Here is a 26,339-nt window from a genome sequence, read left to right as displayed (position 1 = left end):
TGGTCAGCCGCTGTGCGCCCGGTCCCGGAAGGTCGTCCGGTAGCTGTGGGGGGTGGCGCCGACCCGGCGGCTGAAGTGGTGGCGCAGCGCGGCCGCGTCGCCGAAGCCGGACTGGTCGGCGACCGCCTCCACGCTCAACGGGGTCTCCTCCAGCAGCCGCCGGGCGAGCAGCACCCGCTGGTTGGTGAGCCAGTCGTGCGGGGTGGTGCCGGTCTCGGCACGGAACCGGCGGGCGAACGTGCGAGGCGCCATGCCGGCGCGGGCTGCCAACTCCTCCACCGTGATCGTCCGGTCCAGGTGACCCATCAGCCACTCCAGCACCGGTTCGAGGGTGGGTGCCTCGGGCGCCTTCGGGATGGGCGCCTCGACGTACTGGGACTGACCGCCGTCGCGGTGCGGCGGGACCACCATCCGCCGGGCCAGCCGGGTCGCGGTGGCCGAGCCGTGCTCCTGGCGGATCAGGTGCAGGCACGCGTCGATGCCCGCCGCCGTGCCGGCGCTGGTGAGCAGCCGGCCGTCCTGGACGTAGAGCGAGTTGCACCGCACCCGGGCGCGCGGGTGCCGACGTTGCAGCTCGTCCACGTACCGCCAGTGGGTCGTGCACTCGCGGTCGTCGAGCAGCCCGGCCTCGCCGAGCAGGAAGGCGCCGGAGCAGACGCTGAACAGGTGTGCTCCGCGGGCGTCGGCCCGGCGTAGCGCGTCGAGAACCGGGCCGGGGACGGTGGTGCCCTGGCTGTGCGCGGGGATGGCCACCAGGTCGGCCTCGTCGACCGGGCCGAGGTCCGCGTGTGGGGTGAGGTGGAAGCCGGACGAGGTACGCACGGGAGCGCCGTCCGGGCTGCACACCTGGAAGCGGTAGGCGGGAAAACCGTCGGCCGTCCGGTCGGTGCCGAACACCTCGGCGAGTACGCCGAGCTCGAAGGGGGCGACCTGGTCGAGGGCGAGGACGGCAACGGACCGCAGCATGTGACGAGGGTAACCCGACAGGTGGCAGTAAATCGATGACCAATGGCATTCCTGCCACTGTCCGATCGCTTCGTGAGGTCGCAGACTGGTCTCAGTCCGGTGCGCACCGGCGGCGAAACCGACAGCAATCATGCGAAAGTGAGCGCCGCCATGGAGTTCCTCGTCTTCCTCCTGTTCCTCGTCCTGCTCGTCGCCGCCTCGGCGGCCGGCCTCACCGTCGACAGTCACGATTCGGCCGACTGGAAGCCCACCGACGACGGCCGCCGCTGGCGGTCACGCACCAACTGACGTGATTAGCCTCGTTTGCGCAGAAAATCCTTGGCGGGACCGCGCCAAAAGGTGCGGCCCCGCCGACGGAGGCCATCCGACGTACGGCAGGCTAGGAGTCATGGCTGACGGCTCCTGGTACGACGCCGACATCGACCACGTGATCATTTCTGAGGCGCAGATCCGCGAGAAGACGGCGGAGCTGGCCAAGCAGGTCTCCGCCGACTACGCCCACGTGGGCGACGGGCTGCTGCTGGTGTGCGTACTCAAGGGCGCGGTGATGTTCATGGCGGACTTCGCCCGGGCGCTGGGCCGCAACGGCCCCCCGGCGGAGCTCGACTTCATGGCCATCTCGTCCTACGGACAGGGCACCACCTCCTCCGGGGTGGTCCGCATCCTCAAGGACCTGGACCGGGACATCGCCGGTCGGCACGTGATCGTCGTCGAGGACATCGTCGACTCCGGGCTCACGCTCTCCTGGCTGCTGCGCTACCTCGAGTCGCGCTCGGCGGCGAGCGTCGAGGTGGTCGCCCTGTTCCGCAAGCCGGACGCGGTGAAGGTGCCGGTCCCGGTGAAGTACGTCGGCTTCGACATCCCCACCGAGTTCGTGGTCGGGTACGGCCTCGACTTCGCTGAGCGCTATCGGGAGCTGCCCTACGTCGGGGTGCTCAAGCCCGAGGTCTACGCCCGCTCCTGACGACCGACCCGACCCCGTTGGGCGGCCCGCCGGCCGGCATGAGCCCAACTCGCATCGGTACTCATCAAGCCGACGTTCAGCGCGCTCTCAGCTGATGCGGTTACCGTGTAGCACGGTGGCCCGGAGGTTACTCCGCGCTCGACCCCCTCGATCGCGTGACCGGGCGCTCGGGTGGCCGAGCCGGACTCCCCGCCACGCCGGCTTTTGATGGTGCACGACTGCGGGGCTCGCAAGCTCACTCCTCGCGTGCACGGTGTACCGTCGAATGACCGCGGCGCGGCAGTTTTCGCGCCTCGGGGTCGAGGCCGGCCCGCACGGCGGCTCCGGCCGCCGCTCAGCGCGGCGACACCATCAGACGGTCAGGACGTCGATCAGGAGGATGCGGGCGCTCCGCGCTCGACAACAGTATGGAACGTACGCGTTTCTTCCGCCGACCGGTGGTCTGGATCATCCTGGTCATCCTCGGCGCCGTTGTGCTCAGTCAGCTGTTCACCGCTGGTCCCAGCTACCACCGCGTGGACACTTCCGTTGCGCTCGATCAGCTGCACACCGCCAAGATCAACAAGGTGGTCTTCCAGGACAAGGAGCAGACGCTCCAGCTGGACCTGGCCCAGAAGACCAAGTTCGGTAAGACCGAGACCAACAAGATCGAGGCCCAGTTCCCGTACCAGGCTGGCGACCAGATCTGGAACGAGGTGCTGGACGCCAAGGCGAACAACCGGGTCACCGGCCCGGCCGACGCCAAGGTCTCCTCGGACAGCATCTGGGTGAGCCTGCTGGTCAACCTGCTGCCGATCGCGCTGCTCGTCCTCCTGCTGCTGTTCTTCATGTCGCAGATGCAGGGCGGCGGCTCCCGGGTGCTCAACTTCGGCAAGTCCAAGGCCAAGATGATCACCAAGGACACTCCGAAGACGACCTTCGCGGACGTCGCGGGTGCCGAGGAGGCCGTCGAAGAGCTGTACGAGATCAAGGACTTCCTGCAGAACCCGGCCAAGTACCAGGCCCTGGGGGCCAAGATCCCGAAGGGTGTGCTGCTGTTCGGCCCGCCCGGCACCGGCAAGACGCTGCTGGCCCGCGCGGTCGCCGGCGAGGCCGGGGTGCCCTTCTACTCCATCTCCGGCTCCGACTTCGTGGAGATGTTCGTCGGCGTCGGCGCCAGCCGGGTCCGTGACCTGTTCGAGCAGGCCAAGACGAACGCCCCGGCGATCGTCTTCGTCGACGAGATCGACGCCGTCGGCCGGCACCGTGGCGCCGGCATGGGCGGCGGCCACGACGAGCGGGAGCAGACGCTCAACCAGCTGCTCGTCGAGATGGACGGCTTCGACACCAAGGGTGGGGTCATCCTCATCGCGGCCACCAACCGGCCGGACATCCTCGACCCGGCGCTGCTGCGCCCGGGCCGGTTCGACCGGCAGATCCCGGTGGACGCCCCCGACATGGAAGGCCGCAAGGCCATCCTGCGGGTGCACGCCAAGGGCAAGCCGTTCACGCCCGACGTCGACCTCGACGCGGTGGCCCGTCGCACGCCGGGCTTCAGCGGCGCCGACCTCGCCAACGTGATCAACGAGTCGGCCCTGCTCACCGCTCGCAAGGAGCAGCGGGCGATCTCCAACGACTCGCTCGAAGAGTCGATCGACCGGGTGGTCGCCGGTCCGCAGCGGCGGACCCGGGTGATGAGCGACAACGAAAAGAAGATCACCGCGTACCACGAGGGTGGCCACGCGCTGGTCGCCTGGGCGCTGCCGCACGCCGCGCCGGTGCACAAGGTGACGATCCTGTCCCGTGGTCGCTCGCTGGGCCACACCCTGGTGCTCCCGACCGAAGACAAGTACACCCAGACCCGCGCCGAAATGATCGACACCCTGGCGTACGCACTGGGCGGTCGCGCCGCCGAGGAACTGGTCTTCCACGAGCCGACCACCGGCGCCGGCAACGACATCGAGAAGGCCACCCAACTGGCCCGCGCGATGATCACCCAGTACGGCATGAGCTCCAAGCTCGGCGCGATCAAGTACGGCACCAGCGGGGACGAGCCGTTCCTCGGCCGCAACATGGGCCACGAACGGGACTACTCGGACTCGGTGGCCGCCGAGATCGACGGCGAGATGCGGGCACTTGTCGAGCTGGCGCACGACGAGGCCTGGGAGATCCTGGTGGAATACCGGGACGTCCTGGACAACATCGTGCTCGAGCTGATGGAGAAGGAAACCCTCTCCACTGCCGACATGGCGCGGATCTGCTCCCGGGTGGTCAAGCGCCCGCCGCTGGCGCCGTACAACGGCTTCGGCAAGCGTCAGCCGTCCACCGAGCCGCCCGTGCTCACCCCTGCGGAGAAGGACAAGCTCAAGGCACAGGCCCAGGCCGACGGCGCGCAGGCGTCGGTCGGCGGGGTGGCGCCGTCCAACAACTCGGACGGCACGCACTGAGCAACGACCCGACGGCGACGACGAGCTGGACTACGTGGCCGCACGGCTGATCAGCGGCAGGCTGACGGGTCGCCCCGTCGAAGACGCGGTGGACCTCGGCCGGATCGAGAAGGCCGTCCGCGAGATCCTCATCGCGATCGGCGAGGACCCGGACCGCGACGGACTCCAGCAGACCCCGGCCCGGGTCGCCCGCGCGTACGCCGAACTCTTCGCCGGCCTCCGGGTCGACCCGGCCCAGGTGCTCAGCACCACCTTCGAGGCCAACCACGAAGAGTTGGTCATCGTGCGGGACATCGACGTGATGAGCCTCTGCGAGCACCACCTGCTGCCCTTCCGGGGCAGCGCGCACATCGGCTACATCCCCGGCCCCGACGGGCGGATCACCGGCCTGTCCAAGCTGGCCCGACTCGTCGAGGTCTTCGCCCGTCGGCCCCAGGTGCAGGAGCGACTCACCTCGCAGGTCGCCGACCTGCTGATGAGCAAACTCGCACCACGCGGCGTCATCGTCGTGCTCGAATGCGAGCACATGTGCATGGCGATGCGCGGCATCCAGAAATCTGGTGCCAAGACCATCACATCGGCCGTACGCGGAACACTGCAGTCGGACTCCAAGTCGCGGGCCGAGGCGATGGCGCTGATCATCCCCCGCTGACACAGCGACGCACCACGGCCGGCCGACGCCCTTCCGGGACGGCCGGCCGTTGCGTTCCCGCACCGCCCGCGTTGTTCAGGCCGGACGGTCCCGGCCCAGGGCGGGTCAGCCGGCGAGCAGGGCCAGCAGCAGGCCCGCCGTGGCCAGCACCGCCGGCACCAGGCACACCAACGCGCCGAAACGCACAGTGCGGTCCAGCCGTTCGGTGGGGCTGACCCGGAACAACCGCCCAATGGCGATCCAGCCGGCGACGAACGCGACCGCCGGCATCGGCAACCCGCAGATCAACGCCGCCACAGTGGCCGGCCCCACCCCCGTCGCCGCCAGAACTGCGACCTGGATCAGTGGCACCAGCAACGCAAACGGCCCGTACACCAGGAGGTTGCGCATTCGCGCGGACCAGGACGCCGGCCGGATCCGGCGGCGCGCCGCCAGCGCCGCGTCCGCCGCCTCGGCCCAACCTCGCGCTGCCCGCAACGCCGCCAGCACGGCCGCCGGGCCACCCACCATCGAACGGGCCGCCTCGGTCAGCTCCGGCGGCGACGGCACCAGGGAGATCGGCGGTACGCCCAACTCGCGCAGCCGATCCTGCTGACTCGCCAGCCCGGTACGGACCACCGTCAACTCCTCCCGGGCGGCGTCCGCCGACCGGGCCTGCTCACCTGCGGCGGCAGCCGCGCTACGGCGTACCCCGTCGAGTTGGCGGGCGGCCGCAAGATACCCCGCCCAGGCCGTGCTGGGCTCGAGCACCGGCCGCGTGGCGTCCCCGGTCGCCGCAGCGGCCCGCTGCCGCCCCGGCCCGGTCACCGTCGCGTTCGGATTCACCTCGACACCCTCCACGCGCGCCACCCGATCAGCCGGCCACGTCGGCGAACGGCACCAGGACCGTGCCCCGCTCGTCCGGACCGTCCCAGAGCACCGCCCGGTCGGGGCGCGCCTGCCACTCGACCGGCCGACCGAAGACCGCTGTGAGCTGCGCGACCGGCACGTCCATCACGACCACCGCGGCCAGCTTGTCGACCTCGCCCGCCGGCTCGAACAACGAGGCGAACGGCGGCACCGCACGCCACCAGCCCAGCAGATGTCTCCCCGCCGGAGGCCCGTCCCGCAGAAGCGACCGCAGCCGTTCCACCGGCAGCTCCCGAGGACCAGGCCGGTCCAGCCCGAAGACCACCAGGTACGCGGGCAGTTCGTCGGCCGCGTCCGCGAGCAGCGTCGGCAGATCCACCAACTCGGCCGAATGCCGGGCCGCCAACTCGGCCGTCAACGCCTCCGCGAGCGCCCGGGAGCCCGGGTCCGGTGCCGCCACCAGGAAGCGGGCGCTGCCCGGTGCGTGGTGAGCCGCCGTGCTCCGCGCCGCCGTCGCCAACAACCCGCCCGCCGCGGTACCCGAGCCCAGCACCGCGAGGTTGCGCCCGGCCGCCGGACCCAACGGCACAGCCACCGTCGAGCGGGCCACGTCCACCGCACGGCCCAGCAGAGCCGCCGGCCCGTGCGCCTGCCCCGCCAGGGCCGCCCGCTGACGCGGGTCGTTGCCCAACAGGGGCCGGGCGTAACCCGCGAAGACCACCGGCGGCACCGACCCGGCCGGACGCGCCGCCCACAACTCGTGCCGCAACTTCTCCACGACCTCCGGATGATCCTGCGGATCCGGATGACGGATCAACCGTTCGTGACCCCGGGTCGCACCCCGAGGGCCACCGAGCCCGCCGGCCGTGTTCACCACCGCGCTGCCCACCGGCAGACCCGCCGCCGAGTCGTTCGTCGGCTCCAGCACCGGACTGCCGCCCGGCAGCGCCACCCGCACCGGAAACTGCCCGAGCACCGAATCCCGATGACCAGCATCCGCGCGCGTACTCAGCCCCAACTCGCCCGCGCCCGCCAAGACCAGGTGCACGCCGTACGCACGACCGGCCCGGGCCAGCCCGTCCAACTGGGCGGCGACCTCGCCGGCCAGCCGGTCCCGCTCGGCGAAGAGCAGCGGCACATTGTCCACCACACAGACGATCCGCGGCAGCGGCTGATGCTGACGCAGCTCCGCGAAACGTTGCCCCCCGGCCCGGGCACCCGCATCCGAGCGGCGCTGAACCTCGGCCGTCAAATCCTCCAGCAGATCCCGCACGTACTCCCGGTCGGCGGCCATCGCCGCCGCGCGCACCTGCGGAACCCACGACCGATCCCGCTCCGTCTGCAAGAACTCCACGAAGGACTCGCCGTCGCCGAGATCCGCCAGGTAGAACGCCAGGTCATCCGGGCCGTACCGGGCGGCCAGGCCGAGCAGCGCGGTGGTCAGGAACGCCGCACGACCCGCCGCCGACCGGCCACTCACCAGCCAGTGCGGGGTCAACTCGGTGAAACCCAGCGGCACCGCCCGGCCCCCGGCATCGCCGACGGTCGCGGTCAACCCATCGGCCGAGTCCGACTCCCACAGCCGCTCACCCGTCGGCGGCAACAGAGCACCCAACGCCAACCGGGAACCCGCCTCCACCTGCTCGGCGAGCCGCCGACAAACCGCGTCGACCAACTCGGCCGGCGGGTCCGACTCGACGAAGACCGGCGAGTTCAGACCGCCCGGCGGATCGGCCCCCGGCCCGGCGAACGACGCCCCCGGCGGGTCGCCGAGCAGCGCGTACGCATTACGCAGCGCCAGCGAAGTGGTGTGCGGCAGCGGTGCCCGGGCCGAGTACGGGCCGGCGGGAGGCCAACCCGCCACCACCAGGTGCAGCCCAGCGGCCGGCCCCTGCTCAGCCAACGTCTCGATGCGCGCCAGATCAGTCGGGCCGGTCGACTCCGGCAACGCGGCCACCACCAGCAACAACGTCCGATCGTGCCGGCGTCGCCCACTCGCACCCGGCGTGACCCACTGCTCCGCCTCGGTCAACACCGCGCGCAGACCCGCCACATCCACCGCCGGCGGCGGCAGCAGGCCCGCATCCGCGAGCGCCCCGAACGGCGTCAACACCGCCCCGGTGGCATCCACCGCGCGAATCAACAGGGCACCCGCCGGTGCCGCACCCAACAACCGCAGGAGTACGGCCCGGAGCAACCCCGCCACCCGCGGCTCCCGCGCGTCCGCGTCCACACTGAGGTGACCGGTGCCGACAAGTGGCACCAACGCGGGGAAACGAGCGTCGTCCAACGGCGCCGCAGTACCGACCCGAACGAACGGCGGCGGACCATCACCCGCCGGCGAGTTCACAGTGAGCGAATCCAGTGCCGCGCCCGCCCAACCCGGAGCCAACACAGCCGCAGCCGTCCGGAGACGATCGGCCACCTCGTACTGACGGCGCTGATCGGCCGGAGCCGGCCGCGTCTCGTCCAGGATCCCGGCAGCTGCGGTCGCGACCGCCGTCGCCCGACGATGCAGGGCAGCGGCGCGGTTCGTGCGAGCCTTCGGACCGGCCACCGCGTCCACCCCCTCTACCCGAGGTTGGCAACCCCTCCCAAGCAGAGACGGTATCCCAGCCGAGGCCGCACCTCCGGGAGGTGCCTCGGCGCTGCGCCGGTGATGTCGTGGATCTCACCGGTGGGGAGGGGTCCGTCACGATCCGCTGGATCTGAGGCATTGGCTCCGGGGCGTCCAGCCGATAACTTCAGGAGGTGGAATCAGTGCAGCCCCCCGCCGGTTCCCAGGTCTCCCGCGTACCGGCCCAGCGGACACCGTCCGAGCAGCTGCCGCCCGCCCCTGCGCCGCCGGAACCGCAGCCGCCACGCCGCCGAATGCGGACGATGCTCACGGTCGTCGCCGGCGTGCTCGCCCTGCTCTGCCTGGGCGGAATCGCAACCGCCTACGTGTGGTACGACCGCGCCTCAAAACCCGACCGCAGCACACCCGACGTGGTCGTGGACAACTATCTGCGCGCATTCCTCGTGGATCGCAACGACACAAGAGCGGACCTCTTCACCTGCGAGAGCGGTGCCGACCTGCAGACATTGGGTGCTCTGCGGACCGATCTACTCGCACGAGAACAGCGTTTCGGGACCACGATAACTGTTAGTTGGGGGGCCCTGGCGGTGCAGAAGCAGGGTGATGTGGCTGCTGTTAAGGTCACGTTGATCATCTCGGCCCGAATCGACGGGATGAACCAGAGCGATCGTCAGCCCTGGCAATTCGAAACCCGGCTAGCCGACGGCTGGCAGGTGTGTGGCGGCGCGCGAGCTAGCTAACGTCACTCGATCCACAACAGATGAACCGGCACTTCCAACGTGGTGGGTGACTGGCCGCGCCAGGCCCACCGATACCACTCCACCTCGGGTGTGACTCGTACGCAGATGTCCCCTTCGGCACCCGAGTAGGTCTCGGTGACCGCTCGAAGGTCACGGTGCTCCAGGCCGCCCTCGACGTGCACCACCCGCCGACCGGTGACCGCGTCGGCTTCGAAGACCGGTGTGGGGGTCCGGTGTGCCGGGCCGTCCAGCGAGACCAACCGGATGCCCGTATCCCGGGTGCCGTCCACCCCCGGTCGGCTGCCGACGGTCTCCACCCAGACCCGCTCCACCGGCACCAGTGGCGCGAAGACCTCGACCTGGTCGGCTTCGGCCCGGTACCACTCGTGCTCGGGGATCACCGGCACGTAGGTTCGGGCGCTCTGCACCACCCGGTCGTCCGCGCGCAGGTCGCCGCGCCAACCCAACCCCGGCAGCCCGACCAGCACCCGTCGCCCGCGTAGCTCGACAGGTTCGGTCGCGGGGACGATGGCTAGCGGTCTAGGTGGCTGCGGTGCCCAGTCGGGCTGGTCGGCGAACGGGTCGGGCAATGGTCCGGTCATACCCGCGATGGCCTTACTCAGCGGCGCGCAGCGGGGCGCCCCGCTCGCGCATGAACGGGACCGGGTTCACCGCGCCGGACGCGTTGCGGTTGTTGCGCAGGTGCACCTCGAAATGCAGATGTGGACCCGAGGAGTTGCCACTGCTGCCGACCTTGCCGATCACCTGACCGGCCGTCACGACCTGATCCTTCTTGACGAGGGGTTGGACCACCATGTGGCAGTACCGGGTGATGTAGCCACCGGCGTGCAACAGGTCGACGAACCAGCCGCAGCCCCCCTTGCCGGGGAATCCGTCCACGTTGCAGTCTTGGCGGCCGCGGCGGTCCTCGTCGCAGGTCGAAACCAACACTCGACCGGTCGCTGCCGCGCGGATCTCGGTGCCCTTGGCCGCGCCGATGTCGACTCCGTTGTGGCTGGGCCGGCTGGCGGTGCGGAAACCGGAGCCGACTCCGCCAGGGATCGGCGCGGTCCAGCCTGAGGCGGCGATCTGGCCGCGCTCGGCCGCGTTGCACAACGCCTTGCCGTTGATCTCGACGGTGCGTGCTGCGCCGCCGGCCAACGCGTCCACGATTCGACTGGCTACCTCTTCGTGTTTGGCGTACGCGTCCGGGTATGCGCTGACCTGCACCCGCTGCGCGACCGCGGTCAGTGGTAGGCGTTGCCAGTTGTCCACCTTGACGAGCTTCTCGTAGAACTTGCGGGCCGCGTAAGCGGGGGTCAAGCGCTCGGCGACCGTGCCCCACCCCGGCCGCTGTTGGAACAGGCCGAGCGAGTCGTGGTCCGCGCCAACGCCCTCGTGCGGCAGGGCCAGGGACGCGGGCACCCCGCTGTTCGCCAGGTTGCGCAGGGCGGACTCCTGCATCGCGGTGCCGAGGGCGATCACCCAACCTCGCGAGGGCACGCCCATGTCCTGGCCGACCTTGATGATGATCGCGGCATTGCGGACCTGGCTGTCGCCGTACTCGGCGAACCGCGGCAGCTTGCCCGCGACGTTCACCACTCGGACCGGTCCGCACTCCATACCTGCCAGGGTGTCCCCGTTCTCGGCGTCGTCGCCGCCGAGCCCGGTGAGGAAGAACGCCGCGGTGCCGCCGGTGCAGCAGAGCAGGAGCAGCATCCCGGTGAGCACCGCGGCGATCACACCGAGCCGGAGGGGCCCGCGGCGGGTTCCGGCGCTACCAACGTCGTTCACGGCCGCTCCCAGTCCAGAACGTCGACCAGCCAACCATCGTCGGAGGTGACCAGCTCCAGCCGGAGCCCGCCCGCGTCGAGGGGCAGTAGCAACTCGACGAACGTCTCGGTCTGCTCTCGCATGGTTGGCGGACCGGTGACCTTCTCGGCGGGCACGCTCTCGGGCTCGGCGCCGGTCAACTTCTCCCTCAGCGCTGGCGTGGAGAGTGGCCGTAGGCCTGCCTGCCACTCCTCGGCGGTCATCCCGGGACGGCCCAGCCACGCCTTGGCGAAGCGGTCGGCGGTCTGTTCGGGCGTGCGGGCGCCGGGCGACGTCACGGGTGACGGCGGAGCCGCGCTGTTGAGCAGACCGTCATCGCCGGCCGTCGGGTCTACGGTGATGATCGGCCCATCCGGACGGCTACTCAACCCATCGGTTGAGTAGCCCGAGTTGGAGATCAGCCGGGCTGCCCCGATCACACCGACGATCACCACTCCGATCACCAGCGCAACGCCCAGCCGGGACCGCAGCGCCCGAGTGAAGAGGAATTCCAGCGCCCGTCGCATGACCGTCACCTCGCCTCTGAGCGCACCCGAGGTCCGGTCCGATCCGGTGCCCGTTCGGTGGAGCCCGGACGGTAGACCACGAACGACGGGTTCTCAGCCGGTACATCCGGCTCGGTCCAGGTCGCTGGCTGTCGGCGTCGCGGCTGCGGAGCGACCGGGCGGCCGCGCCCCCCGCCCTTTTCCGTCGGCGCCTCGTCGGACCGCTCTCGACCGTCCGGGCGCGCCGCGTCTGCTCGTCGGCCCTCGGCCGCAGCGGCCGGCACCGGGGTCGGGTCCTCTCGCCGCGCCTCCGGACGTAGCCGGGTCTGCGTTGCGTCGGGCGACCGTCGACGTCCGCCCGCCGGCTCGGCGGTGCCGCCAGGCTCCGCCACGTCCAGTCGCGCGGCGGTCCGCATGTCGCGGAAGAACCTGCGGTGCCAGGATCCGGCCGAACTGACCGCTTCGCTGCTGTCCTTGCCGCCGAGTTGGGTGATCCGCCGGTACGGCCGCAGCAGCAGCCATCCGACCACCCCGCAGAGCCAGACCAGCACCACCTGAAGCCAACCGGGCAGGGCTGGGGTACTCATGATCAGATCGACGGCGAACAGGTAGACGGCGGCCCCGGTGCCGAAGATGGCGATGTTGAACACCGCGGCGACCACGGCGTTCGCCAGCCGCCGGAGGCCCGCGCTGGCTGGCCGGAGCAGACCGACGGTGCCGAGGATGGGTGCCGCGATCACCGCCCACCGAAAGATCAGGAAGCCCAGCAGTACCAGCACCGACGCGGTCAGGTCGAACATCGCGAAGAGCACGGCCGCGAGCACGGCGATGAAGCCAGAGCCGATTCGGTCCATATCGCGGGTGCCCGTCAGGAACTCGTACGCCTCCGGGTCCTCGGCCTTGATCTGCTCTGCGACCGTCATCCACTGCTGCTGCTTGGCCTGGATCGTCGCTGGCCGGGTTGCCGGGTTGGCGCGCAGCTTTTCGGCTTCCTCCCAGGAGAACGCCTTAGCGTCGTACAGGGCAGGGCCATACTTGCGGGCGGTCTCGCTATCCGCCGAGCCGAGCACTCCGCGCAGCCAGTTGCGGTAGAGCATCGCCTCGGTGGCAGTGTCGCTGGCCCGAACAGCGGGCGGTCTTTTATCCACACAAGCGTCTGGGTTGGGAACGGCGCAACGATCCGCCGGGGTATCCCGAGCTGCGGGACCCACCGCATCGTGCACCACGCCGAGCGAGGTGATCAGCGTGCCGTCGGCGATGTTCGCCGACTTGACCGGCCAAGCCGCCAGCGCGGTGACCGCCACCATCACCAGTAGCGCCCACCCAGCCGTCGTCATCGCATTGCTCATGTCCGACTGACGTGAGCGCCAGAGCAGATAGAGACCCACCACGCAGAGTGTGACGATCCCGAAGACGCTGAATACCTTCTGATAGACGGCCTTGGTGGCCTTCTCCACCAGTGGGTCGGCCCAATCCCACATCGAGCGAGGATCCCAGGCTCGCTCCCGCAGGGCGTTCGAGGCGCCTACGACCGCCGTGGCGATCATGAGCTCCCCGTTGGCGACGGTGGTGGTGAACTTGTAGTCCGGATGGAGAATGGTGGAGGCACAGCCACCCTCCACGTCATACGTGTTGAAGCTGTAACCGCCGTAGCCGTAGTCGCTGTATATGCCCTTTGGCCCGGCCAGCTTCGACGAGTCCGGGCGAGAGGCGAACCAGCCGGCGAGGCCAGAATCCGGCGCGGACGGCACGGGCGGCTTCCGGCAGTCGATTTCGGCCTGACTGACCTGCTTCAGCTTCGCTACGCAGGCGCGGAAGTCGGCTTGCCATTCCGCGGTCGTGCAGAGGTCAGCGCGGGCCTGGGCGGCGGGTGGTGCGGCGGCTGCGGCCTCCGCGCCGATCAGCGGCCAGGTGAGGGAGGCCCCGGCCAGTACGCCAAGGGCGAGCAGGAACGGCACAGTCCTTGCCCAGGCCCTAGCCATGTCACGCCTCCAGATCTGGCAGGGGGATGCTCGGCAGGACTCCGGCCGCCGCGGCGATCGCGGCGGGCGTCGTGTCGAGGTGGTCCAGCAGCCCTTCGACGTACGAGACGTCGACTCGGACCTTCTGCACCCGGCCGTCGACGTCGCGCATGACGAACTCACGGAAGCCGAGCCGGCTGGACGAGCTGGTGTCGGCGGCGGAGAGGGAGGCGAGCGTGGCCTCGTACCCGTCGTTTACCGGCACCCGCAGCAGTCGCAGAGCTTCGGAGGCGATCTCGGCGTCTTCGGCGATGCGGCCGACGAAGACTGTGGAGACGAGGTTCTGGACGTCGAGGCCGAGGATGTCTTTGGGGTTCTGCGAGGCGACCAGCGCGGCAAGGTTCCACTTGCGGGAGTCGCGGGCGAGTCTGACCAGGAAGGAGCGCCCGGACCGCCAGCCCTCCATGAAGTGCGCCTCGTCGAGGCCGACGAGCTTGCGGGATGACATCGAGCCGCCGTAGCAGCGCCGCACGGCGAGCCGGTGCGCGGTGTGCAGCATTGGCAGGGCCAGGGCCTCTTCGGCTGACCAGTACTCCCGTTCGATCTTGAGGTCGGGCAACCGTAGCCCGGCCATGGTGATCACGGTGAGTGCCGCGTCGGCACCGAGCAGCCCTTCCGGCGGTCGGCCGAAGAAGAGCATGGCCAGTGGCATCTCGGCGGTGTCCAGTAGGAGGTTGGCCAGTTCCTTGCCGGCGTCGTCGTCGAGCCGCCCGAGGCAGCTCACCACGTCGTCCAGGGTGGAGGTTTCCTCGGCGGGGACCTGGCGGACGGCGTGCCGGAAGAGGGTGGCGGTCGACGCCTCCCTGGCGACCTGCGGCGGGACGAGCATCATGCAGATGTCCTGGACGAGCATCCGCCGCTCGGCCCGGGCGTTGGAGACGGCGATCTCGAACTCCCGGTCACCGGCGGCGCCGGTGCCGAACTCGGAGCGCAGCGGCGTCGGGATCAGCGAGTAGGGCGCCAGGGTGCCGTGTTCCGAGCCGGTCAGGTTCAACACCCGGGAGTACGGCCGCAGTTCGGGCATCGCGCAGAGGCGGGCCAGCGGGCCGGACGGGTCGAGCAGGGTCACCTGGACACCTCGGCGGGCGGCCAGGTAGCCCAGGGCGCCGAGCAGTGTCGACTTGCCGCCGCCGGGTTCTGCGACGAAGACCGCGAGCCCGGAGCGTTCCCGGACCTCCATGGGGAAGTGCAGGTCGAGGAAGACCGGGCGGCGGCAGGTGCCGGCGGTGCGGCCGATGAGGTCGCCTCGCCGGTCGCCCACGTTCGACGCGGCCTGGGGGAGCGCGGCGGCGAGCAGTGGCACCGGCATGCGTCGCACGTAGCCGGTGTTGGCGATCGGCTCGCCGGGGATGAACTCGCGGGCCAGCCAGTCCTGGTTCTTCGGGTGCTGCAGCGAGATGCGCAGCTCCCGCGAGTAGAGCTGGATGAGCCGGCGGGCCCGCTCCAGGCATTCCTCCCTGGTCCGGCCGCCGACGGCGATCCGGTGCCAGCCGTGGGCACGGGCCGAGTCGACAGGCAGACCGGTGGTCATCTCGTCGCCGATCACCAGGGCGCGCTTGGCCAGTCGTTCCAGCTCCGGGGGCGCGTCGATGCCGTGTTCGGCGTAGTCGAGCTGTTGCGAGCGGATCATCCGCAGCCGGTGTTCGAGATTACGGAAGGAGTCGCCGGAGCCGAGGATGTCGACGCGGGTGGAGATTTCCATCGGCCAGGGTAGCCGCTCGTGGAAGTGCAGCCAGGGCTCGTGCCGTTCGGGGATCTCCAGCGGCTCCATCCGGCCGACGGCGAGCACGGCGACGTGCCGCTCCTCGCCGGTCATCCGATTGACCAGCTTGACCGTCGAGCCGTACGGGGTGCGGTAGCGCTCGACCTGCTCGGTCATGGCGAGCAGGTCGCCGCGCTCCCAGCGCCCGTCGGTGACGGGGGAGAGGGTGCTCGGCGGCGACATGCACAGCGCCACGGAGCGGTAGAGCAGCCACTCCAGCTCCTGGGCGGTGACCCGCCGGCCGCGCATGCCGAACGCGCCGAGCACCTCGTCGAACTGCTCCACGGTGCGGCCCAGCTTGCGGCGCTCCCCATCGGCGGTGCCCCGGCCGAAGGTGCGCAGCAGCCGCTCGGTGAGCGAGTCGCCGAGGGAACGGCGGGCGAAGGTGACACCCAGGTAGGTCTGCCCCTCGGCGTGGTTGACCGACATCAGGTGCCGTTGGGCGGCGACCAGGTGATCGGCCCAGCCGGTGGTGCCGGGTACGTCGGGAAGTGGTGCCGAGGTGTGCGTGTCGATCGTGCGCGCCCACTCGTCGGCGGGGAACGGCCGGGTGGTGCGGCGCAGGTGCAGTCGGAAGCCGGCCAGGCCGGCGTACTGCTCGGAGATCGCCGACAGCAGCGCCTCGCGTTCGGCGTCCGGCCGGAACGCCCAGCGGACCTCGGGCAGCCAGTACCAGGCCGTGACGGTGTTCGGCGTGAAGGTCAGGTGGCCGGCGATCTCGGTGATGGCCAACTCGACCGACGGATCCCGATCGCCGAATTTGATCTTTGGAGCCCTAACCCGGGTCGGCTTGATCGGTCGGTCCGGTCGGCTCGGCGTGCGCTGTCGGGGCGCGGCGACCTCTTTCCCGGTGGACGCGGTACCGGTGTTCCTGGGCCGATCCGGGTCGGTGGTCCGCCGCGCCGTGCGCTCCAGCGCTGGCCGATCGGTGGCTGCGATGCTGGCCGGGTGCTCGACCGGTGGCGTGGGCCGGCCTACCGGAGCCGCCGGGGTGGCCGTGGGTCGGCTGCCCGGCAGGGCGCCGGCCGTCCGGCCGGCGGGGCCGGTGAGCGCCGTCGGCGAGCCACCGGTGGTCGCCGCCGCCGGGCCACGGCCGGTGGACGGGTCCGGCTCGTCCGGCGGACGCAGCATCGGCCGTCGATCGCCGGCCTGATGTGGCACCCGGGACTCGCTGGCCGGCTGGCCACCGCCGTGCCGCGGCTCGACCGGCCGACCACCGCTGCCGGACTGGTCGGCGGGTGTCCACGGTGGCTCCAGTTCGGGAACCGCGCGGGCTGGTGCGGGGCTGGGGGTGGGTGGCGGCTGGTGCGGGATCGCCGGCTGTTCCCGGGTGCTCGGGCCGGCCGCGACGGCTCGTGCCGTGCCGGGTCGTCCCCCGCCGCCGAACAGGTCCAGGAAGGGGGAGTCGATGTCGGCGTTCTCGCCGGCCGACACGGCGGTGGGCTCGGCCGGTGGCGTCCGGCGGGAGACCGGCCGGGGCGCCTGGAACACGCCGACGGCGCCGTGACCGGGCGACGTCACAAGCGCGGGGTCGAGGGCAACCTCGTCCTCGTCCTCGGTGTAGTCGAATGAGTGCGCACGGTGACCGGTCGGCGCGCCCGGCCGGCCGGCCGGGGAACCCGGCGTGGAGGAGCGGCTCATGCGATCGCCTCGGTGACCGTCGGCAGACCCTTGCCCGCGTCCTGCGACGGACCGTTCGACGTACGTCCGGTCATGCCAGCTCCTCCCGAATCCTGATCCGGCTGCCGACCAGGCGCGGATCGCGCTGCTCGACCGCCGGCTCCCGGGTGCGTCGCCAGTCGGTCAGCGCGGTGCGGATGACCACCCGCGCCGGCCGATCGGGGTCGACGTGCCGGAAGATGAACGACGTGGTCACGATGGCGAGCGCGATCTCCCAGGCTGGGAAGAGCTCGACCGTCAACGTGAACAGCCAGTGGATGAACATGTAGAGGGGGACAAGCAGCATGAAGAGCCCGTACTGGGCGTAGGGCAGGTGGACCGGAAGGGTGTAACCGGGCGGCCCGAGGTAGACCAGGCGGGCCCGGTAGATGTCGTCGTCGGTGCGCAGCCGCATCTGGTGAACGCGCCTATTCGAAGATCAGGTCGATCAGATAATCGCCGACGAAGAAGAGTGTTGCCGCGCCGGCGATGAAGGCGAGCCCGACGATGGCGATCGCGGAGCTGGTCAGCACCTTGGAGATCTCGCCCCGGCTGGCACGGCCGATGAAGATGACGCCCAGGACGGCGAGCAGGATCGGCGCGATCTTGCTGGCGAAGAAGGTGACGACACCGTTGGTGTCGATCCCCTTCGGTGCCGGCTCCGCGAGTGGAGCCGACGCCAGGGTGGAGAGCGCGTGGGCGACGCCGGACGACGCCGTCTCCATGAGCTCGAAGGCGATCACTGGAACCTCCCCATAGCGCGGCCGGCGGTGCCGCGGCGGTGCAATAGGCAAGCCTGGCGGGAAAAGTGCTCCACAGGGCATGGCGTTCTTGACCCTGTGTTCGTTACTCACCACGGAGGGTGGCGAGGTTTGGGCGGTTTTCCCCCGCTTCGGCCCTCCCTCCAAGCTTCGCCATCTCGATGCTGGCCAATTCCAAAGCGTACGGGCCGCCCCGGATTGCGACAAGCCGCGAAGGGACTGCCCGATGCTGCCCGATTGACCGATCGTACACCTGTTCTAATTGGCACGTCAGGGGCAGTGGTGCGGGGGCGACCCGGGTCGCTGGGCGCCGCTGCCGCGACCGGTACCGTCTAGTCGTGACCGATCTGGTGCGGGCCTCGGGCCCGGTGGTGATGGGCGTCCTCAACGTCACACCGGACTCCTTCTCCGACGGCGGACGGTACGCCGACCTGGACGCCGCCGTCGGACACGGCGTCCGTCTGCGCGACGCCGGTGCGCACCTGGTCGACATCGGCGGCGAGTCGACCCGTCCGGGCGCTGAGCGGATCGACGCCACGACCGAGGCCGAGCGGGTGTTGCCGGTCATCCGCGAGCTGACCGCCGCCGGCGTGAGGGTCAGCGTCGACACCAGCCGCGCACGGGTCGCGGAGGCAGCTCTGGCCGCCGGCGCGGCGGTGGTCAACGACGTCTCCGGTGGCCTGGCCGACCCGGACATGGCCCGCGTGGTCCGCGACGCGCACTGCCCGTGGGTGCTGATGCACTGGCGTGGGCACTCCCGTGGGATGCGCGAGCTGGCCACCTACACCGACGTGGTGGCCGACGTCCGGGCCGAGTTGGCCGAACGGATCGACGCGGCGCTGGCCGCCGGGGTGTCCGCCGACCGCCTCATCGTCGACCCCGGGCTCGGCTTCGCCAAGACGGCCGCGCACAACTGGGAACTCAGCGCCCGCCTGCCGGAGCTGCTGGATCTGGGCTACCCGCTGCTCTTCGGGGCCAGCCGTAAGTCGTACCTCGGTGGGTTGCTCGCCGCGTCGGACGGCACGCCGCGACCGACCGCCCAGCGGGAGGCGGCCACCGTGGCCACCAGCGTGCTGGCGGTCGCGGCGGGCGCCTGGGGCGTACGCGTGCACGACGTGCAGGCCACCGCCGACGCGCTCGCCGTCTGGGTCGCCACCGGAAGCCCGCGCCTGGCCGTGCCGCCGCACGACCGGAAGCGAGCGCGACACGACCACGAGCATGGGGTACGGCGATGACGACGGACCGGATCCACCTGACCGGCCTGCGGGCGCGCGGCCGGCACGGGGTGTACGACTTCGAACGCGTACAGGGGCAGGACTTCGTGGTCGACGCCGTCCTGGAGCTGGACCTCGGCCCGGCTGCCGCCACCGACGACGTCACCGCCACCGTGCACTACGGCGAGTTGGCCGAACGCCTGGTCGCTGTGGTGACGGGCGAGCCGGTGAACCTGATCGAGACCCTCGCGGACCGGCTCCTCGCGGTCTGCCTCGCCGACGAACGGGTCGACGCCGCGACGATCACCGTGCACAAGCCGGAGGCCCCGGTGCCGCACACCTTCACCGACGTGGCAGTCACCATGACCCGGGCGCGTGCCAGGTGACCCGGGCGATCCTCTCGCTCGGCAGCAACCTGGGTGACCGACTGGAGCACCTGCGTACGGCCGTCGCCACCCTCGGCGACGCGGTGCTCGTGCTCTCCGGGGTGTACGAGACTCCACCGTGGGGCGACACCGACCAGCCCGCGTACCTCAACGCGGTGGTGCTCGCCCAGGACGAGAGCGCGACCCCGCGCGACTGGCTGGAGCGGGCCCGCGACGCGGAGCGCGCGGCCGGCCGGGTCCGTGACCCGCAGCGGCGGTTCGGGCCGCGCACCCTCGACGTGGACGTGATCGCGGTCTGGGGCGACGACGACGAGCCGGTGCTCAGCGACGAGGAGGAGCTGACCCTGCCGCACCCCCGGGCGCACCTGCGCGCCTTCGTGCTGCGTCCGTGGATCGACATCCAGCCGTACGGTCGGCTGCCCGGTCACGGCTGGCTGACCGACCTGCTGACCACCGGTCCCGCGGCGGACGAGGCGTTGGAACTGCGTCCCCGGCCGGAGTTGGCGTTAGAGTCGACGGCATGACCGAGCGGAACCGGCCGGCATGACGCAGGCGAAGCCCCCACCCCGCGGGTCGGGCCCGGACGGGTCCCGGATGGGCCCCACCCGGATCTCGACGCTTGTCGTGGCCGGCCTGGCTGCGGCGGCCGTGGCCTGGCTGCTGATCAGCTCCCTCTACTACAGCGGCATTCCCCGGCTGCCCTGGCTGCCGGTGGTGACGCTGGCCGGCCTCGCCGTGCTGGAGGCGTACGCCGCGATCAACACTCGGGGCCGGATCGATCGCAAGCCGGGCCGGGAGCCGGTCAACCCGCTGGTGGTTGCCCGGTTCGTGGTGCTGGCCAAGGCGTCGGCACTCGCCGCGGCGATCTTCGCGGGCTTCTACGCGGGGCTCAGCGGCTGGCTCTTCGTGGAGACCACCCGCGCCGCCCTGGACGATCGACCGGCCGCTGTTGGTGGCCTGCTCGCCTCGCTGGCCCTGGTCGGCGCCGCGCTCTGGCTGGAGCGCTCCTGCCGGGTGCCGGAACGCCCGGACGACGAGCGCGAGCAGGACCCATGGGAGAGCCACCCCGGCCAGCGCTGAGCAGGGGGTTACGCCCGGCTGCGGGCGCGGGTACGGTGCCTGCGATCAGAGAGCAAGGGCCGCCCAGGGTCCGTCCGCGCGCCGGACCGGGGACGGCCGGCCACTGGGGAGGCGGCGTCATGGGGAACGAAGAAGCGGGCCGGGACCGGGCGGCCGAACCCTCGTCGGGGGTGCCGGCCGCCGTACTGGACAACGTCTTCGACGACCCCACCCACGGTGAGCCTGGCCGGGACCGGATCGGCGTACACCTGGGGTGGGAGCTGCTGCTGCTGGTTGGGCTGGCAGTCGTGAGCTGGATGCTCTGGCAGGAGGATCCGACCGCCGTGCGCGACGGCAACCTGCGGACGCTGCTGATCGACGCGGTCGGGCTGGGGTTGCTCGCACTGGCGGCGGGGCTGAGCCTGCGTACGGCCGCACCGAACCTGGCAGTCGGCCCGGTCGCGGTGGCGGCGGCCCTGCACTACGCCGAGCAGGGTGATCGGGGCCTGCCGGCGTCGATCGGCCCGGCCCTGGCGGTCGCCGCGGTGGGCGGGCTCGCGCTGGCGCTGGCCGTGGTGGTGCTGCACGTGCCGGGCTGGGCGGCCAGCCTGGCCGGCGCCGCCGCCGTGGTGGTGTACATCGAACGCCGTTCGGCGCCGGTGCTGGTGCAGGGCGACTACGACCCCACCAGCAGCGCGGGGTACCTCTTCGCCGGCTTCGCCGCGGTGGCCGTCCTCGGCGGGCTGTTCGGCGCGATCCGGGCGATCCGCCGGCTCGTCGGCCGGTACCGACCGATGGCCGACCCGGCCCTTCGGCGGGGCGCGGTGTCCGCCGTGGTGTCCGCCGTCGCCCTGGTCGTCTCCACGGTGCTGGCCGCTCTCGCCGGCGTACTGCTCGCCGCCAACGACCCTGGGCCGGTGGCGCCCACCTCGGGGCTGGACTCGACGGTGCTGGCGATCGGCGTGGCCCTGCTCGCCGGCACCAGCGCGTATGGCCGCCGGGGCGGCGTGTTCGGCACGCTGCTGGCGGTCGGTCTGGTCACCGTCTTCCAGGTGTACGCGGTGGAGCGCGGCTGGACGTTGAGCAACTGGGTGGTCGGTGGGGCCGCGCTCGGTGTCGGGCTGCTGGCCACCAGGCTGGTCGAGACGCTCGGGCGGCCTCGACCGGGCAGCCCGGAGAGGCCGGAGCCGGTCAGCGACGGCACGATCAGCTCGGGTTGGACCATGCAGCAGCCGCAGTCCGTGGAGAACTGGCCTCCCACGCTGCCGACCCAGGCCGCTCCCCAACCGGTCGACCCGTGGCGGGATCCGCGCTGGGAGGACGGCCCGCGGCGGTGGGACACAGACGAGCGGTGACCCCGTCGCGTCCGCCGAGCCGGAGCTGATCTCGACCGTTAGGCTCGGCGACATGACCGACACACCTGCCGCCACCCCCGGCGGAACCTCGTTCGAGGAGCTTGACGCGCTGTCCACCGAGGAGCTGCGGGAGCGGGCGTTCGCCCGGGCCCGGGAGCGTCGGGACGTGGGCTTCTACTGGTCGGTGCTGCGCCGCCTGCCGAACGCGGACGAGGCGACGGTGCTGGACGGCGCCCCGAACTCGATCGGCCCGACGATCGACGAGGCCAACGCGCTGTGGCGGGAGCTGACCGGTCACGGCTACGAGGAGTCGGCGCCGCTGCTGCGGGCCGCCTTCATCGACTACCTGATGAAGCACTGAGCCGCTCGGGGCAGCCCAGGTCAGCCCGAGCCACCGGTTCGGGGCCTGGGCGGATCGCGCAGCTCATCCACCGCTCCGGCCCGGTCAGCCGCTACGGCACGGCCGCCGGCACCGGGGCGCTCGCCGTGCTGCTGCTGGTGGGCATCTGCGGCAGTCCGGCGTACACCGGCTGGGCCGTCAGCCTGACCGACCCGGAGTCGGGCGGTGCCTTCTACGCGCGCCTGCTCGCCTGGCCGGCCTGGCGGCTCGACGCGGACGGGCAGGCCGGCGGGTTGTTCGCCGCCGACGTGCGGGCCGTGCTGTTGGTGGTCCTGGCGGTGGCCCTGCTCTACCTGTTGCCCGCCGCCCAGGTCGCCCGGGTGCCCGGCCCGGTCAGCCAGTTCTTCTCCGGCTGGGCCGCGTACGTGCTGGCCGGTGGCCTTGCCGCAGTGCTGGCGGCGCTGCTCGGCCCGGCGCCGTCACTGCTGGGGGCCCTGCAGGACGCCAGCGCCGGTGCCGGTTACGGCTTCCTCACCGGGTGGATCATCGGCATCGCCAGCCTCGGCGGTCGCGCCTGACCCGGCCGGGGCGGGGTCAGGCGCGGCGGTCGTGCCCGACCCGGCCGGAGGGGGTCAGCTGGTCGGGCGGCCGAGGTCGAGGAGACGCTGTCGGCTGAGCGCGCCCACCGGTCGGCCGGCGTCGGTCACGACGAGCCGGTCCCGGCCCGAGGTGAGCAGGACCGCCAACGCGTCGTACGCGGAGCCGTCCAGCGCGACGGTGGGCAGGTCCGCTGCGGCGTCCTCGGGCACCGGCTCCAGCGCCTCCCGGTCGAGCGGGGTGACGGCCAGCCGGCGGATGCCCCGGTCGGCGCCGACGAACTCGCGTACGAACGGAGTGGCGGGTGCGCCGAGCAGCGTGGCAGGGGTGTCGTACTGCTCCAGGTGCCCGCCCTCGGAGAGCACCGCGATCCGGTCACCGAGTCGGACCGCCTCGTCCAGGTCGTGGGTGACCAGCACGATCGTCTTGCGCACCTCGGCCTGCAGGCGCAGGAACTCCTCCTGGAGGTGGGCCCGGACGATCGGGTCGACGGCCGAGAACGGCTCGTCCATCAACAGCACCACAGGGTCGGCGGCGAGCGCGCGGGCGACCCCGACCCGCTGCCGCTGGCCACCCGACAGCTCGTGCGGGTAGCGACCACCGAACTCGGTCGGGTCCAGCCCGACCAGGTCGAGCAACTCGTCGACCCGGGCCCGGGTCTGGCCCTTGGGCCAGCGAAGCAGGCCCGGCACGGTTGCCACGTTGGCCCGTACCGTCTGGTGTGGAAAGAGACCGACGTTCTGGATCACGTACCCGATTCGACGGCGTAGTCGTACCGGGTCGACGTCGGTGACATCCTCGTCGCCGAGTGTGATGCGACCGGCGGTCGGTTCGATCAGCCGATTGATCATCCGCAGCACTGTCGACTTGCCGCAGCCGGACGGGCCGATCAGCACCACCAGCTCGCCGGCCCGGACATCCAGGCTGAGGTCCCGGACAGCTTCGGTGCCGTTCGGGTAGCGCTTCTGGATGCCCTGCAGGGTGATCGACGCCGCGCGAGGTGATTGGGCCACGCTGGCAGCCTCCGGGGTAACGTCCACGTATGTCCTTCCGCCTGAGCTACCGGGCCGACCCGGGTAACCCCTGGTTCTCCTGGCAGTACGTGCGGGACAACTCTGACACGATCCTCGCCGCGGTGCGCGAACACGCCTCCCTCACCGGGCGGGCGGTGTTGATCGCGGTGCTGATCGCCCTGCCGTTGTCCGTGCTGGCGTACTGGGTCCGTCCGCTCGCCGGGCCGATCCTCGCCGTCAGCGGGGTGGTCTACACCATCCCGTCGTTGGCCCTCTTCGCGTTCATCGCCCCCTACCTGGGCACCGGGGCGTCCACGGTGCTTGTCGGGCTGGTCCTCTACGCGCTGCTGCTGATCGTGCGCAACGTGGTGGCCGGTCTCAACCAGGTGCCCCCGGAGGTTCGGGAGGCCGCCGAGGGCATGGGTTACGGCCGGTGGGGGCGCCTGTTCCGGATCGACCTGCCGCTGGCGCTGCCGGGCATCGTGACAGGCGTACGGCTGGCGACCGTCTCGACCGTGGCGTTGGTCACGGTCGGGGTGCTGGTCGGGCACGGCGGGCTCGGGCAGTTGATCTTCGCGGGCTTCCAGAACAACCTCTACAAGGCTGAGATCATGACCGCCGCGCTGCTCTGCGTGGCGCTCGCGGTCGTGCTCGACCTGCTGCTCATCCTGGTCGCCCGACTGGTGACCCCCTGGTCCACCCGGAGGGCACGGTGACCGTCGCGGCGAACCCGATCGGGCAGGCGATCACCTGGATCAACGACCCACTGAACTGGACCAACCCCGGCGGCATGCTGGACCGGCTCGGCGAGCACCTGACGATCTCGGCCCTGGCGGTGGCGCTCGGCTGCCTGGTGGCCTGGCCGCTCGGCCTCTGGCTGGGGCACCTCGGCCGCGGTGGCGGCCTCGTGGTGCTGATCTCCAACGCCACCCTGGCCATCCCCACCCTGGCGCTGCTGACCATCCTGCCGGTGGCCTTCGCCAGCGGCTTCGGGCGGACGCCGGTCGTGGTGGCACTTGCCGTCTTCGCCGTGCCGCCGCTGCTGGCCAACGCGTACACCGGGGTGCGGCAGGTGGACCCGGAGGCCCGCGACGCGGCCCGGGGGATGGGCCTGTCCAGCTCGCAACTGTTGCGCCGGGTGGAGTTGCCGCTCGCGGTGCCATATCTGGCGGCCGGCTTCCGCACCGCGGCGGTTCAGGTGATCGCGACCGCGGCGCTGGCGTCGTTCGTCAACGGCGGCGGCCTGGGCCAGATCATCCGGACCGGCTTCGGTATCGGTATCGCGGCCGGTGGCGGGCAGATCGTCGCCGGCGGTGTGCTGGTGGCCGGGCTCGCGCTGCTCGCCGAGGTGGTCCTCGGCGGCGTCGAACGACTGGTGACCCCCAAACCGCTGCGGCGCGGGCGACAGCGCCTGGGGCGGCCCCGAGCCGCAGATGCCACCGGGAGCGCCTGACCCGTCCGGGTGAGCCTGCGTCCGGCTGGCGACCCAGGTCCGTCCGATCGGTGACGATGGGGTGACGAAGTCCATCCCAGGTTGTCGGTCGGTTGCGGAGCATGTTGGGTGGACATTCGCGGGCGACCGATAGTCAGGATCGTCCGTCGGACACGCGGCCGGCCCGGGACGGGCCGCGCCGGGACACGGAAGGCGGGCACATGCGCGCACGTACACGTCTGGCGATCGGTGCCATCGGCGCCGTCGCCGGGGCAGCGCTCCTCACCGGATGCGGTGACGCCGGCTCGTCCGGCACCGACGCACCGCAGACGAGCGCCTCCGGCGCCGGGTGCGCCCCGGTCGCCGGCCAGCAGCTCATCGCTCTCCAGGACGACAAGAAGCTCCAGAACTCCGATAACGTCATTCCCGCGGTCAACACCAAGGCGGCCAACCCGCAGCTGATCGCCGCACTGGACAAGGTCTCCGCCGCGCTCGACACCCCGAAGCTCATCCAGCTCAACAAGGCCGTCAACGAGGACCGCAAGACCGCCAAGGTGGCGGCCGAGGAGTTCGCCAGCGCGAACAACCTCACCGCGGGCATCGCCAAGGGCCCAGGCGGAGACATCACGGTGGGCGCCGGCAACTTCGCCGAGAGCCAGATCCTGGGCGAGCTGTACCGGATCGCGCTCACCTCCGCCGGCTACCAGGTCAAGGTGCAGCAGATCGGCAACCGGGAGCTCTACGCGCCGGCTCTGGAGAAGGGCGAGATCCAGGTCGTCCCGGAGTACGCGGCGACGATGGCCGAGTTCCTCAACACCAAGGCCAACGGCCAGAACGCGCAGCCGGTCTCCTCACCGGACATCAACACGACGGTCACCGCGCTCAAGGCCGAGGGCGACAAGGCCGGCCTCACCTTCGGCACCCCGGCCGCCGCACAGGACCAGAACGCCTTCGCGGTGACCCAGGCCTTCGCCGACAAATACGGCGTCCGGACCCTCTCCGAGTTGGCGGCGAAGTGCTCCGGCAGCGCGACCTCGCTGGGTGGCCCGCCGGAGTGCGAGCAGCGTCCGTTCTGCAAGCCGGGCCTGGAGAAGACGTACGGGCTGTCGGTCGGAAAGTTCTCCTCGCTGGACCAGGGCGGCCCGCTGACCAAGAGCGGGCTGCGTGACGGTTCGATCAGCGTGGGCCTGATCTTCTCCTCGGATGGTGCCTTCGCCACCAGCTGAGCCCTCCCCGCACGTGCCGAG

26 protein-coding genes are annotated in these 26,339 nt (G+C 71.3%); 15 read left to right on the top strand and 11 right to left on the bottom strand.

Going from position 1 to position 26,339, the window contains the following annotated elements:
* Positions 1 to 3: 3 nt before the first annotated feature.
* The gene (locus KBX71_RS10550) at positions 4 to 966 is read right to left on the bottom strand and encodes a GlxA family transcriptional regulator (protein WP_203121473.1); all 963 of its coding nucleotides are present in this window, start codon (positions 964 to 966) and stop codon (positions 4 to 6) included.
* A gap of 42 nt (positions 967 to 1,008) precedes the next feature.
* Between KBX71_RS10550 and KBX71_RS10545 the strand changes: the two genes are divergently transcribed.
* The 4 genes from KBX71_RS10545 to folE all read left to right on the top strand — a co-directional run bounded on the left by KBX71_RS10545 (position 1,009) and on the right by folE (position 5,008).
* Positions 1,009 to 1,254, top strand: a complete 246-nt coding sequence (locus tag KBX71_RS10545) for a hypothetical protein (protein ID WP_210817824.1) — start codon at positions 1,009 to 1,011, stop codon at positions 1,252 to 1,254.
* 100 nt (positions 1,255 to 1,354) lie between these two features.
* The gene (gene hpt / locus KBX71_RS10540; RefSeq protein WP_210817758.1) at positions 1,355 to 1,930 is read left to right on the top strand and encodes a hypoxanthine phosphoribosyltransferase; all 576 of its coding nucleotides are present in this window, start codon (positions 1,355 to 1,357) and stop codon (positions 1,928 to 1,930) included.
* A 407-nt stretch (positions 1,931 to 2,337) separates the two neighbouring features.
* Positions 2,338 to 4,356 carry an ATP-dependent zinc metalloprotease FtsH gene (gene ftsH, locus KBX71_RS10535; protein ID WP_124820165.1) on the top strand — a complete coding sequence of 673 codons (2,019 nt, stop codon included), beginning with the start codon at positions 2,338 to 2,340 and terminating at the stop codon, positions 4,354 to 4,356.
* Positions 4,357 to 4,390: 34 nt separating this feature from the next.
* Positions 4,391 to 5,008 carry a GTP cyclohydrolase I FolE gene (gene folE, locus KBX71_RS10530; protein WP_307847032.1) on the top strand — a complete coding sequence of 206 codons (618 nt, stop codon included), beginning with the start codon at positions 4,391 to 4,393 and terminating at the stop codon, positions 5,006 to 5,008.
* A 105-nt stretch (positions 5,009 to 5,113) separates the two neighbouring features.
* Here the strand turns inward: folE and KBX71_RS10525 are convergent, their stop codons facing one another.
* Both KBX71_RS10525 and KBX71_RS10520 read right to left on the bottom strand, forming a co-directional pair.
* Complete coding sequence (locus KBX71_RS10525) at positions 5,114 to 5,833, bottom strand: hypothetical protein (RefSeq protein WP_210817757.1); 720 nt, start codon at positions 5,831 to 5,833, stop codon at positions 5,114 to 5,116.
* Between the two features lie 28 nt (positions 5,834 to 5,861).
* Positions 5,862 to 8,423, bottom strand: coding sequence for an FtsK/SpoIIIE domain-containing protein (locus KBX71_RS10520; RefSeq protein WP_210817756.1), 2,562 nt, complete (start codon positions 8,421 to 8,423; stop codon positions 5,862 to 5,864).
* 194 nt (positions 8,424 to 8,617) lie between these two features.
* Here KBX71_RS10520 and KBX71_RS10515 point away from each other — a divergent pair, with 194 nt between their 5' ends.
* Entirely contained in the window at positions 8,618 to 9,175 is a 558-nt protein-coding gene (locus tag KBX71_RS10515) for a hypothetical protein (protein ID WP_210817820.1), read from the top strand.
* Positions 9,176 to 9,177: 2 nt separating this feature from the next.
* Here the strand turns inward: KBX71_RS10515 and KBX71_RS10510 are convergent, their stop codons facing one another.
* From KBX71_RS10510 to KBX71_RS10480, 7 genes are all read right to left on the bottom strand, one after another.
* Positions 9,178 to 9,777, bottom strand: coding sequence for a hypothetical protein (locus KBX71_RS10510; protein ID WP_210817755.1), 600 nt, complete (start codon positions 9,775 to 9,777; stop codon positions 9,178 to 9,180).
* Positions 9,778 to 9,790: 13 nt separating this feature from the next.
* Positions 9,791 to 10,894 carry a M23 family metallopeptidase gene (locus KBX71_RS10505; protein WP_210817819.1) on the bottom strand — a complete coding sequence of 368 codons (1,104 nt, stop codon included), beginning with the start codon at positions 10,892 to 10,894 and terminating at the stop codon, positions 9,791 to 9,793.
* A 71-nt stretch (positions 10,895 to 10,965) separates the two neighbouring features.
* Positions 10,966 to 11,514, bottom strand: a complete 549-nt coding sequence (locus KBX71_RS10500) for a hypothetical protein (RefSeq protein ID WP_247683215.1) — start codon at positions 11,512 to 11,514, stop codon at positions 10,966 to 10,968.
* Positions 11,515 to 11,519: 5 nt separating this feature from the next.
* The gene (locus tag KBX71_RS10495; RefSeq protein WP_210817753.1) at positions 11,520 to 13,475 is read right to left on the bottom strand and encodes an MFS transporter; all 1,956 of its coding nucleotides are present in this window, start codon (positions 13,473 to 13,475) and stop codon (positions 11,520 to 11,522) included.
* Between the two features lies 1 nt (position 13,476).
* A complete protein-coding gene (locus KBX71_RS10490; protein WP_210817752.1) occupies positions 13,477 to 16,917 on the bottom strand; it encodes an ATP-binding protein in 3,441 nt (1,146 codons plus the stop codon).
* A gap of 70 nt (positions 16,918 to 16,987) precedes the next feature.
* Positions 16,988 to 17,350, bottom strand: coding sequence for a hypothetical protein (locus KBX71_RS10485; RefSeq protein ID WP_053654782.1), 363 nt, complete (start codon positions 17,348 to 17,350; stop codon positions 16,988 to 16,990).
* 13 nt (positions 17,351 to 17,363) lie between these two features.
* Complete coding sequence (locus tag KBX71_RS10480; protein WP_053654780.1) at positions 17,364 to 17,678, bottom strand: hypothetical protein; 315 nt, start codon at positions 17,676 to 17,678, stop codon at positions 17,364 to 17,366.
* 356 nt (positions 17,679 to 18,034) lie between these two features.
* On the opposite strand from KBX71_RS10480, the gene folP reads away from it, so the two are divergent.
* From folP to KBX71_RS10445, 7 genes are all read left to right on the top strand, one after another.
* On the top strand, positions 18,035 to 18,931 hold the full coding sequence (gene folP, locus KBX71_RS10475) for a dihydropteroate synthase (RefSeq protein ID WP_210817751.1): 897 nt from the start codon (positions 18,035 to 18,037) through the stop codon (positions 18,929 to 18,931).
* The gene (folB, locus tag KBX71_RS10470) at positions 18,928 to 19,296 is read left to right on the top strand and encodes a dihydroneopterin aldolase (protein WP_124820155.1); all 369 of its coding nucleotides are present in this window, start codon (positions 18,928 to 18,930) and stop codon (positions 19,294 to 19,296) included. Before folP ends, folB begins: the two co-directional genes overlap by 4 nt.
* A complete protein-coding gene (gene folK, locus KBX71_RS10465) occupies positions 19,293 to 19,820 on the top strand; it encodes a 2-amino-4-hydroxy-6-hydroxymethyldihydropteridine diphosphokinase (protein WP_210817750.1) in 528 nt (175 codons plus the stop codon). The genes folB and folK overlap by 4 nt, the downstream gene beginning before the upstream one ends.
* A 19-nt stretch (positions 19,821 to 19,839) precedes the next feature.
* Positions 19,840 to 20,376: a DUF3180 domain-containing protein gene (locus tag KBX71_RS10460; RefSeq protein ID WP_210817749.1), complete on the top strand. Its 537-nt coding sequence runs from the start codon at positions 19,840 to 19,842 to the stop codon at positions 20,374 to 20,376.
* A 119-nt stretch (positions 20,377 to 20,495) separates the two neighbouring features.
* The gene (locus KBX71_RS10455; RefSeq protein WP_210817748.1) at positions 20,496 to 21,710 is read left to right on the top strand and encodes an ABC transporter permease; all 1,215 of its coding nucleotides are present in this window, start codon (positions 20,496 to 20,498) and stop codon (positions 21,708 to 21,710) included.
* 52 nt (positions 21,711 to 21,762) lie between these two features.
* On the top strand, positions 21,763 to 22,071 hold the full coding sequence (locus KBX71_RS10450; RefSeq protein ID WP_124820151.1) for a hypothetical protein: 309 nt from the start codon (positions 21,763 to 21,765) through the stop codon (positions 22,069 to 22,071).
* 125 nt (positions 22,072 to 22,196) lie between these two features.
* Positions 22,197 to 22,628: a hypothetical protein gene (locus tag KBX71_RS10445; RefSeq protein ID WP_307788253.1), complete on the top strand. Its 432-nt coding sequence runs from the start codon at positions 22,197 to 22,199 to the stop codon at positions 22,626 to 22,628.
* Positions 22,629 to 22,682: 54 nt separating this feature from the next.
* Here the strand turns inward: KBX71_RS10445 and KBX71_RS10440 are convergent, their stop codons facing one another.
* On the bottom strand, positions 22,683 to 23,687 hold the full coding sequence (locus KBX71_RS10440; protein ID WP_196929173.1) for an ABC transporter ATP-binding protein: 1,005 nt from the start codon (positions 23,685 to 23,687) through the stop codon (positions 22,683 to 22,685).
* 2 nt (positions 23,688 to 23,689) lie between these two features.
* Between KBX71_RS10440 and KBX71_RS10435 the strand changes: the two genes are divergently transcribed.
* The 3 genes from KBX71_RS10435 to KBX71_RS10425 all read left to right on the top strand — a co-directional run bounded on the left by KBX71_RS10435 (position 23,690) and on the right by KBX71_RS10425 (position 26,318).
* Positions 23,690 to 24,376 (top strand): ABC transporter permease, encoded by a 687-nt coding sequence (locus tag KBX71_RS10435; protein WP_210817747.1) that lies wholly within the window; start codon positions 23,690 to 23,692, stop codon positions 24,374 to 24,376.
* Positions 24,373 to 25,113, top strand: coding sequence for an ABC transporter permease (locus KBX71_RS10430; RefSeq protein ID WP_196929174.1), 741 nt, complete (start codon positions 24,373 to 24,375; stop codon positions 25,111 to 25,113). The genes KBX71_RS10435 and KBX71_RS10430 overlap by 4 nt, the downstream gene beginning before the upstream one ends.
* Before the next feature lie 200 nt (positions 25,114 to 25,313).
* Positions 25,314 to 26,318 carry a glycine betaine ABC transporter substrate-binding protein gene (locus KBX71_RS10425; RefSeq protein WP_124820147.1) on the top strand — a complete coding sequence of 335 codons (1,005 nt, stop codon included), beginning with the start codon at positions 25,314 to 25,316 and terminating at the stop codon, positions 26,316 to 26,318.
* The last annotated feature ends 21 nt before the right edge of the window (positions 26,319 to 26,339 follow it).

The sequence above is a fragment of the Micromonospora sp. D93 genome (assembly GCF_018070365.1).
Lineage (GTDB): Bacteria > Actinomycetota > Actinomycetes > Mycobacteriales > Micromonosporaceae > Micromonospora > Micromonospora ureilytica.
The sequence above is the reverse complement of the archived record's forward strand: the minus strand, read 5'-3'. Positions and strand labels throughout refer to the sequence as shown.

Bases quoted from the DNA above. Each gene is read 5' to 3' on its own strand.
- KBX71_RS10550 (WP_203121473.1), bottom strand. From the start codon at position 966: ATGCTGCGGTCCGTTGCCGTCCTCGCCCTCGACCAGGTCGCCCCCTTC.
- folB (WP_124820155.1), top strand. From the start codon at position 18,928: ATGACGACGGACCGGATCCACCTGACCGGCCTGCGGGCGCGCGGCCGG.
- KBX71_RS10435 (WP_210817747.1), top strand. From the start codon at position 23,690: ATGTCCTTCCGCCTGAGCTACCGGGCCGACCCGGGTAACCCCTGGTTC.
- KBX71_RS10460 (WP_210817749.1), top strand. From the start codon at position 19,840: ATGACGCAGGCGAAGCCCCCACCCCGCGGGTCGGGCCCGGACGGGTCC.
- hpt (WP_210817758.1), top strand. From the start codon at position 1,355: ATGGCTGACGGCTCCTGGTACGACGCCGACATCGACCACGTGATCATT.
- KBX71_RS10450 (WP_124820151.1), top strand. From the start codon at position 21,763: ATGACCGACACACCTGCCGCCACCCCCGGCGGAACCTCGTTCGAGGAG.
- KBX71_RS10425 (WP_124820147.1), top strand. From the start codon at position 25,314: ATGCGCGCACGTACACGTCTGGCGATCGGTGCCATCGGCGCCGTCGCC.
- KBX71_RS10455 (WP_210817748.1), top strand. From the start codon at position 20,496: ATGGGGAACGAAGAAGCGGGCCGGGACCGGGCGGCCGAACCCTCGTCG.
- ftsH (WP_124820165.1), top strand. From the start codon at position 2,338: ATGGAACGTACGCGTTTCTTCCGCCGACCGGTGGTCTGGATCATCCTG.
- KBX71_RS10495 (WP_210817753.1), bottom strand. From the start codon at position 13,475: ATGGCTAGGGCCTGGGCAAGGACTGTGCCGTTCCTGCTCGCCCTTGGC.
- KBX71_RS10505 (WP_210817819.1), bottom strand. From the start codon at position 10,894: ATGCTGCTCCTGCTCTGCTGCACCGGCGGCACCGCGGCGTTCTTCCTC.
- KBX71_RS10490 (WP_210817752.1), bottom strand. From the start codon at position 16,917: ATGAGCCGCTCCTCCACGCCGGGTTCCCCGGCCGGCCGGCCGGGCGCG.
- KBX71_RS10500 (WP_247683215.1), bottom strand. From the start codon at position 11,514: ATGCGACGGGCGCTGGAATTCCTCTTCACTCGGGCGCTGCGGTCCCGG.
- KBX71_RS10545 (WP_210817824.1), top strand. From the start codon at position 1,009: ATGGCATTCCTGCCACTGTCCGATCGCTTCGTGAGGTCGCAGACTGGT.
- KBX71_RS10510 (WP_210817755.1), bottom strand. From the start codon at position 9,777: ATGACCGGACCATTGCCCGACCCGTTCGCCGACCAGCCCGACTGGGCA.
- KBX71_RS10485 (WP_053654782.1), bottom strand. From the start codon at position 17,350: ATGCGGCTGCGCACCGACGACGACATCTACCGGGCCCGCCTGGTCTAC.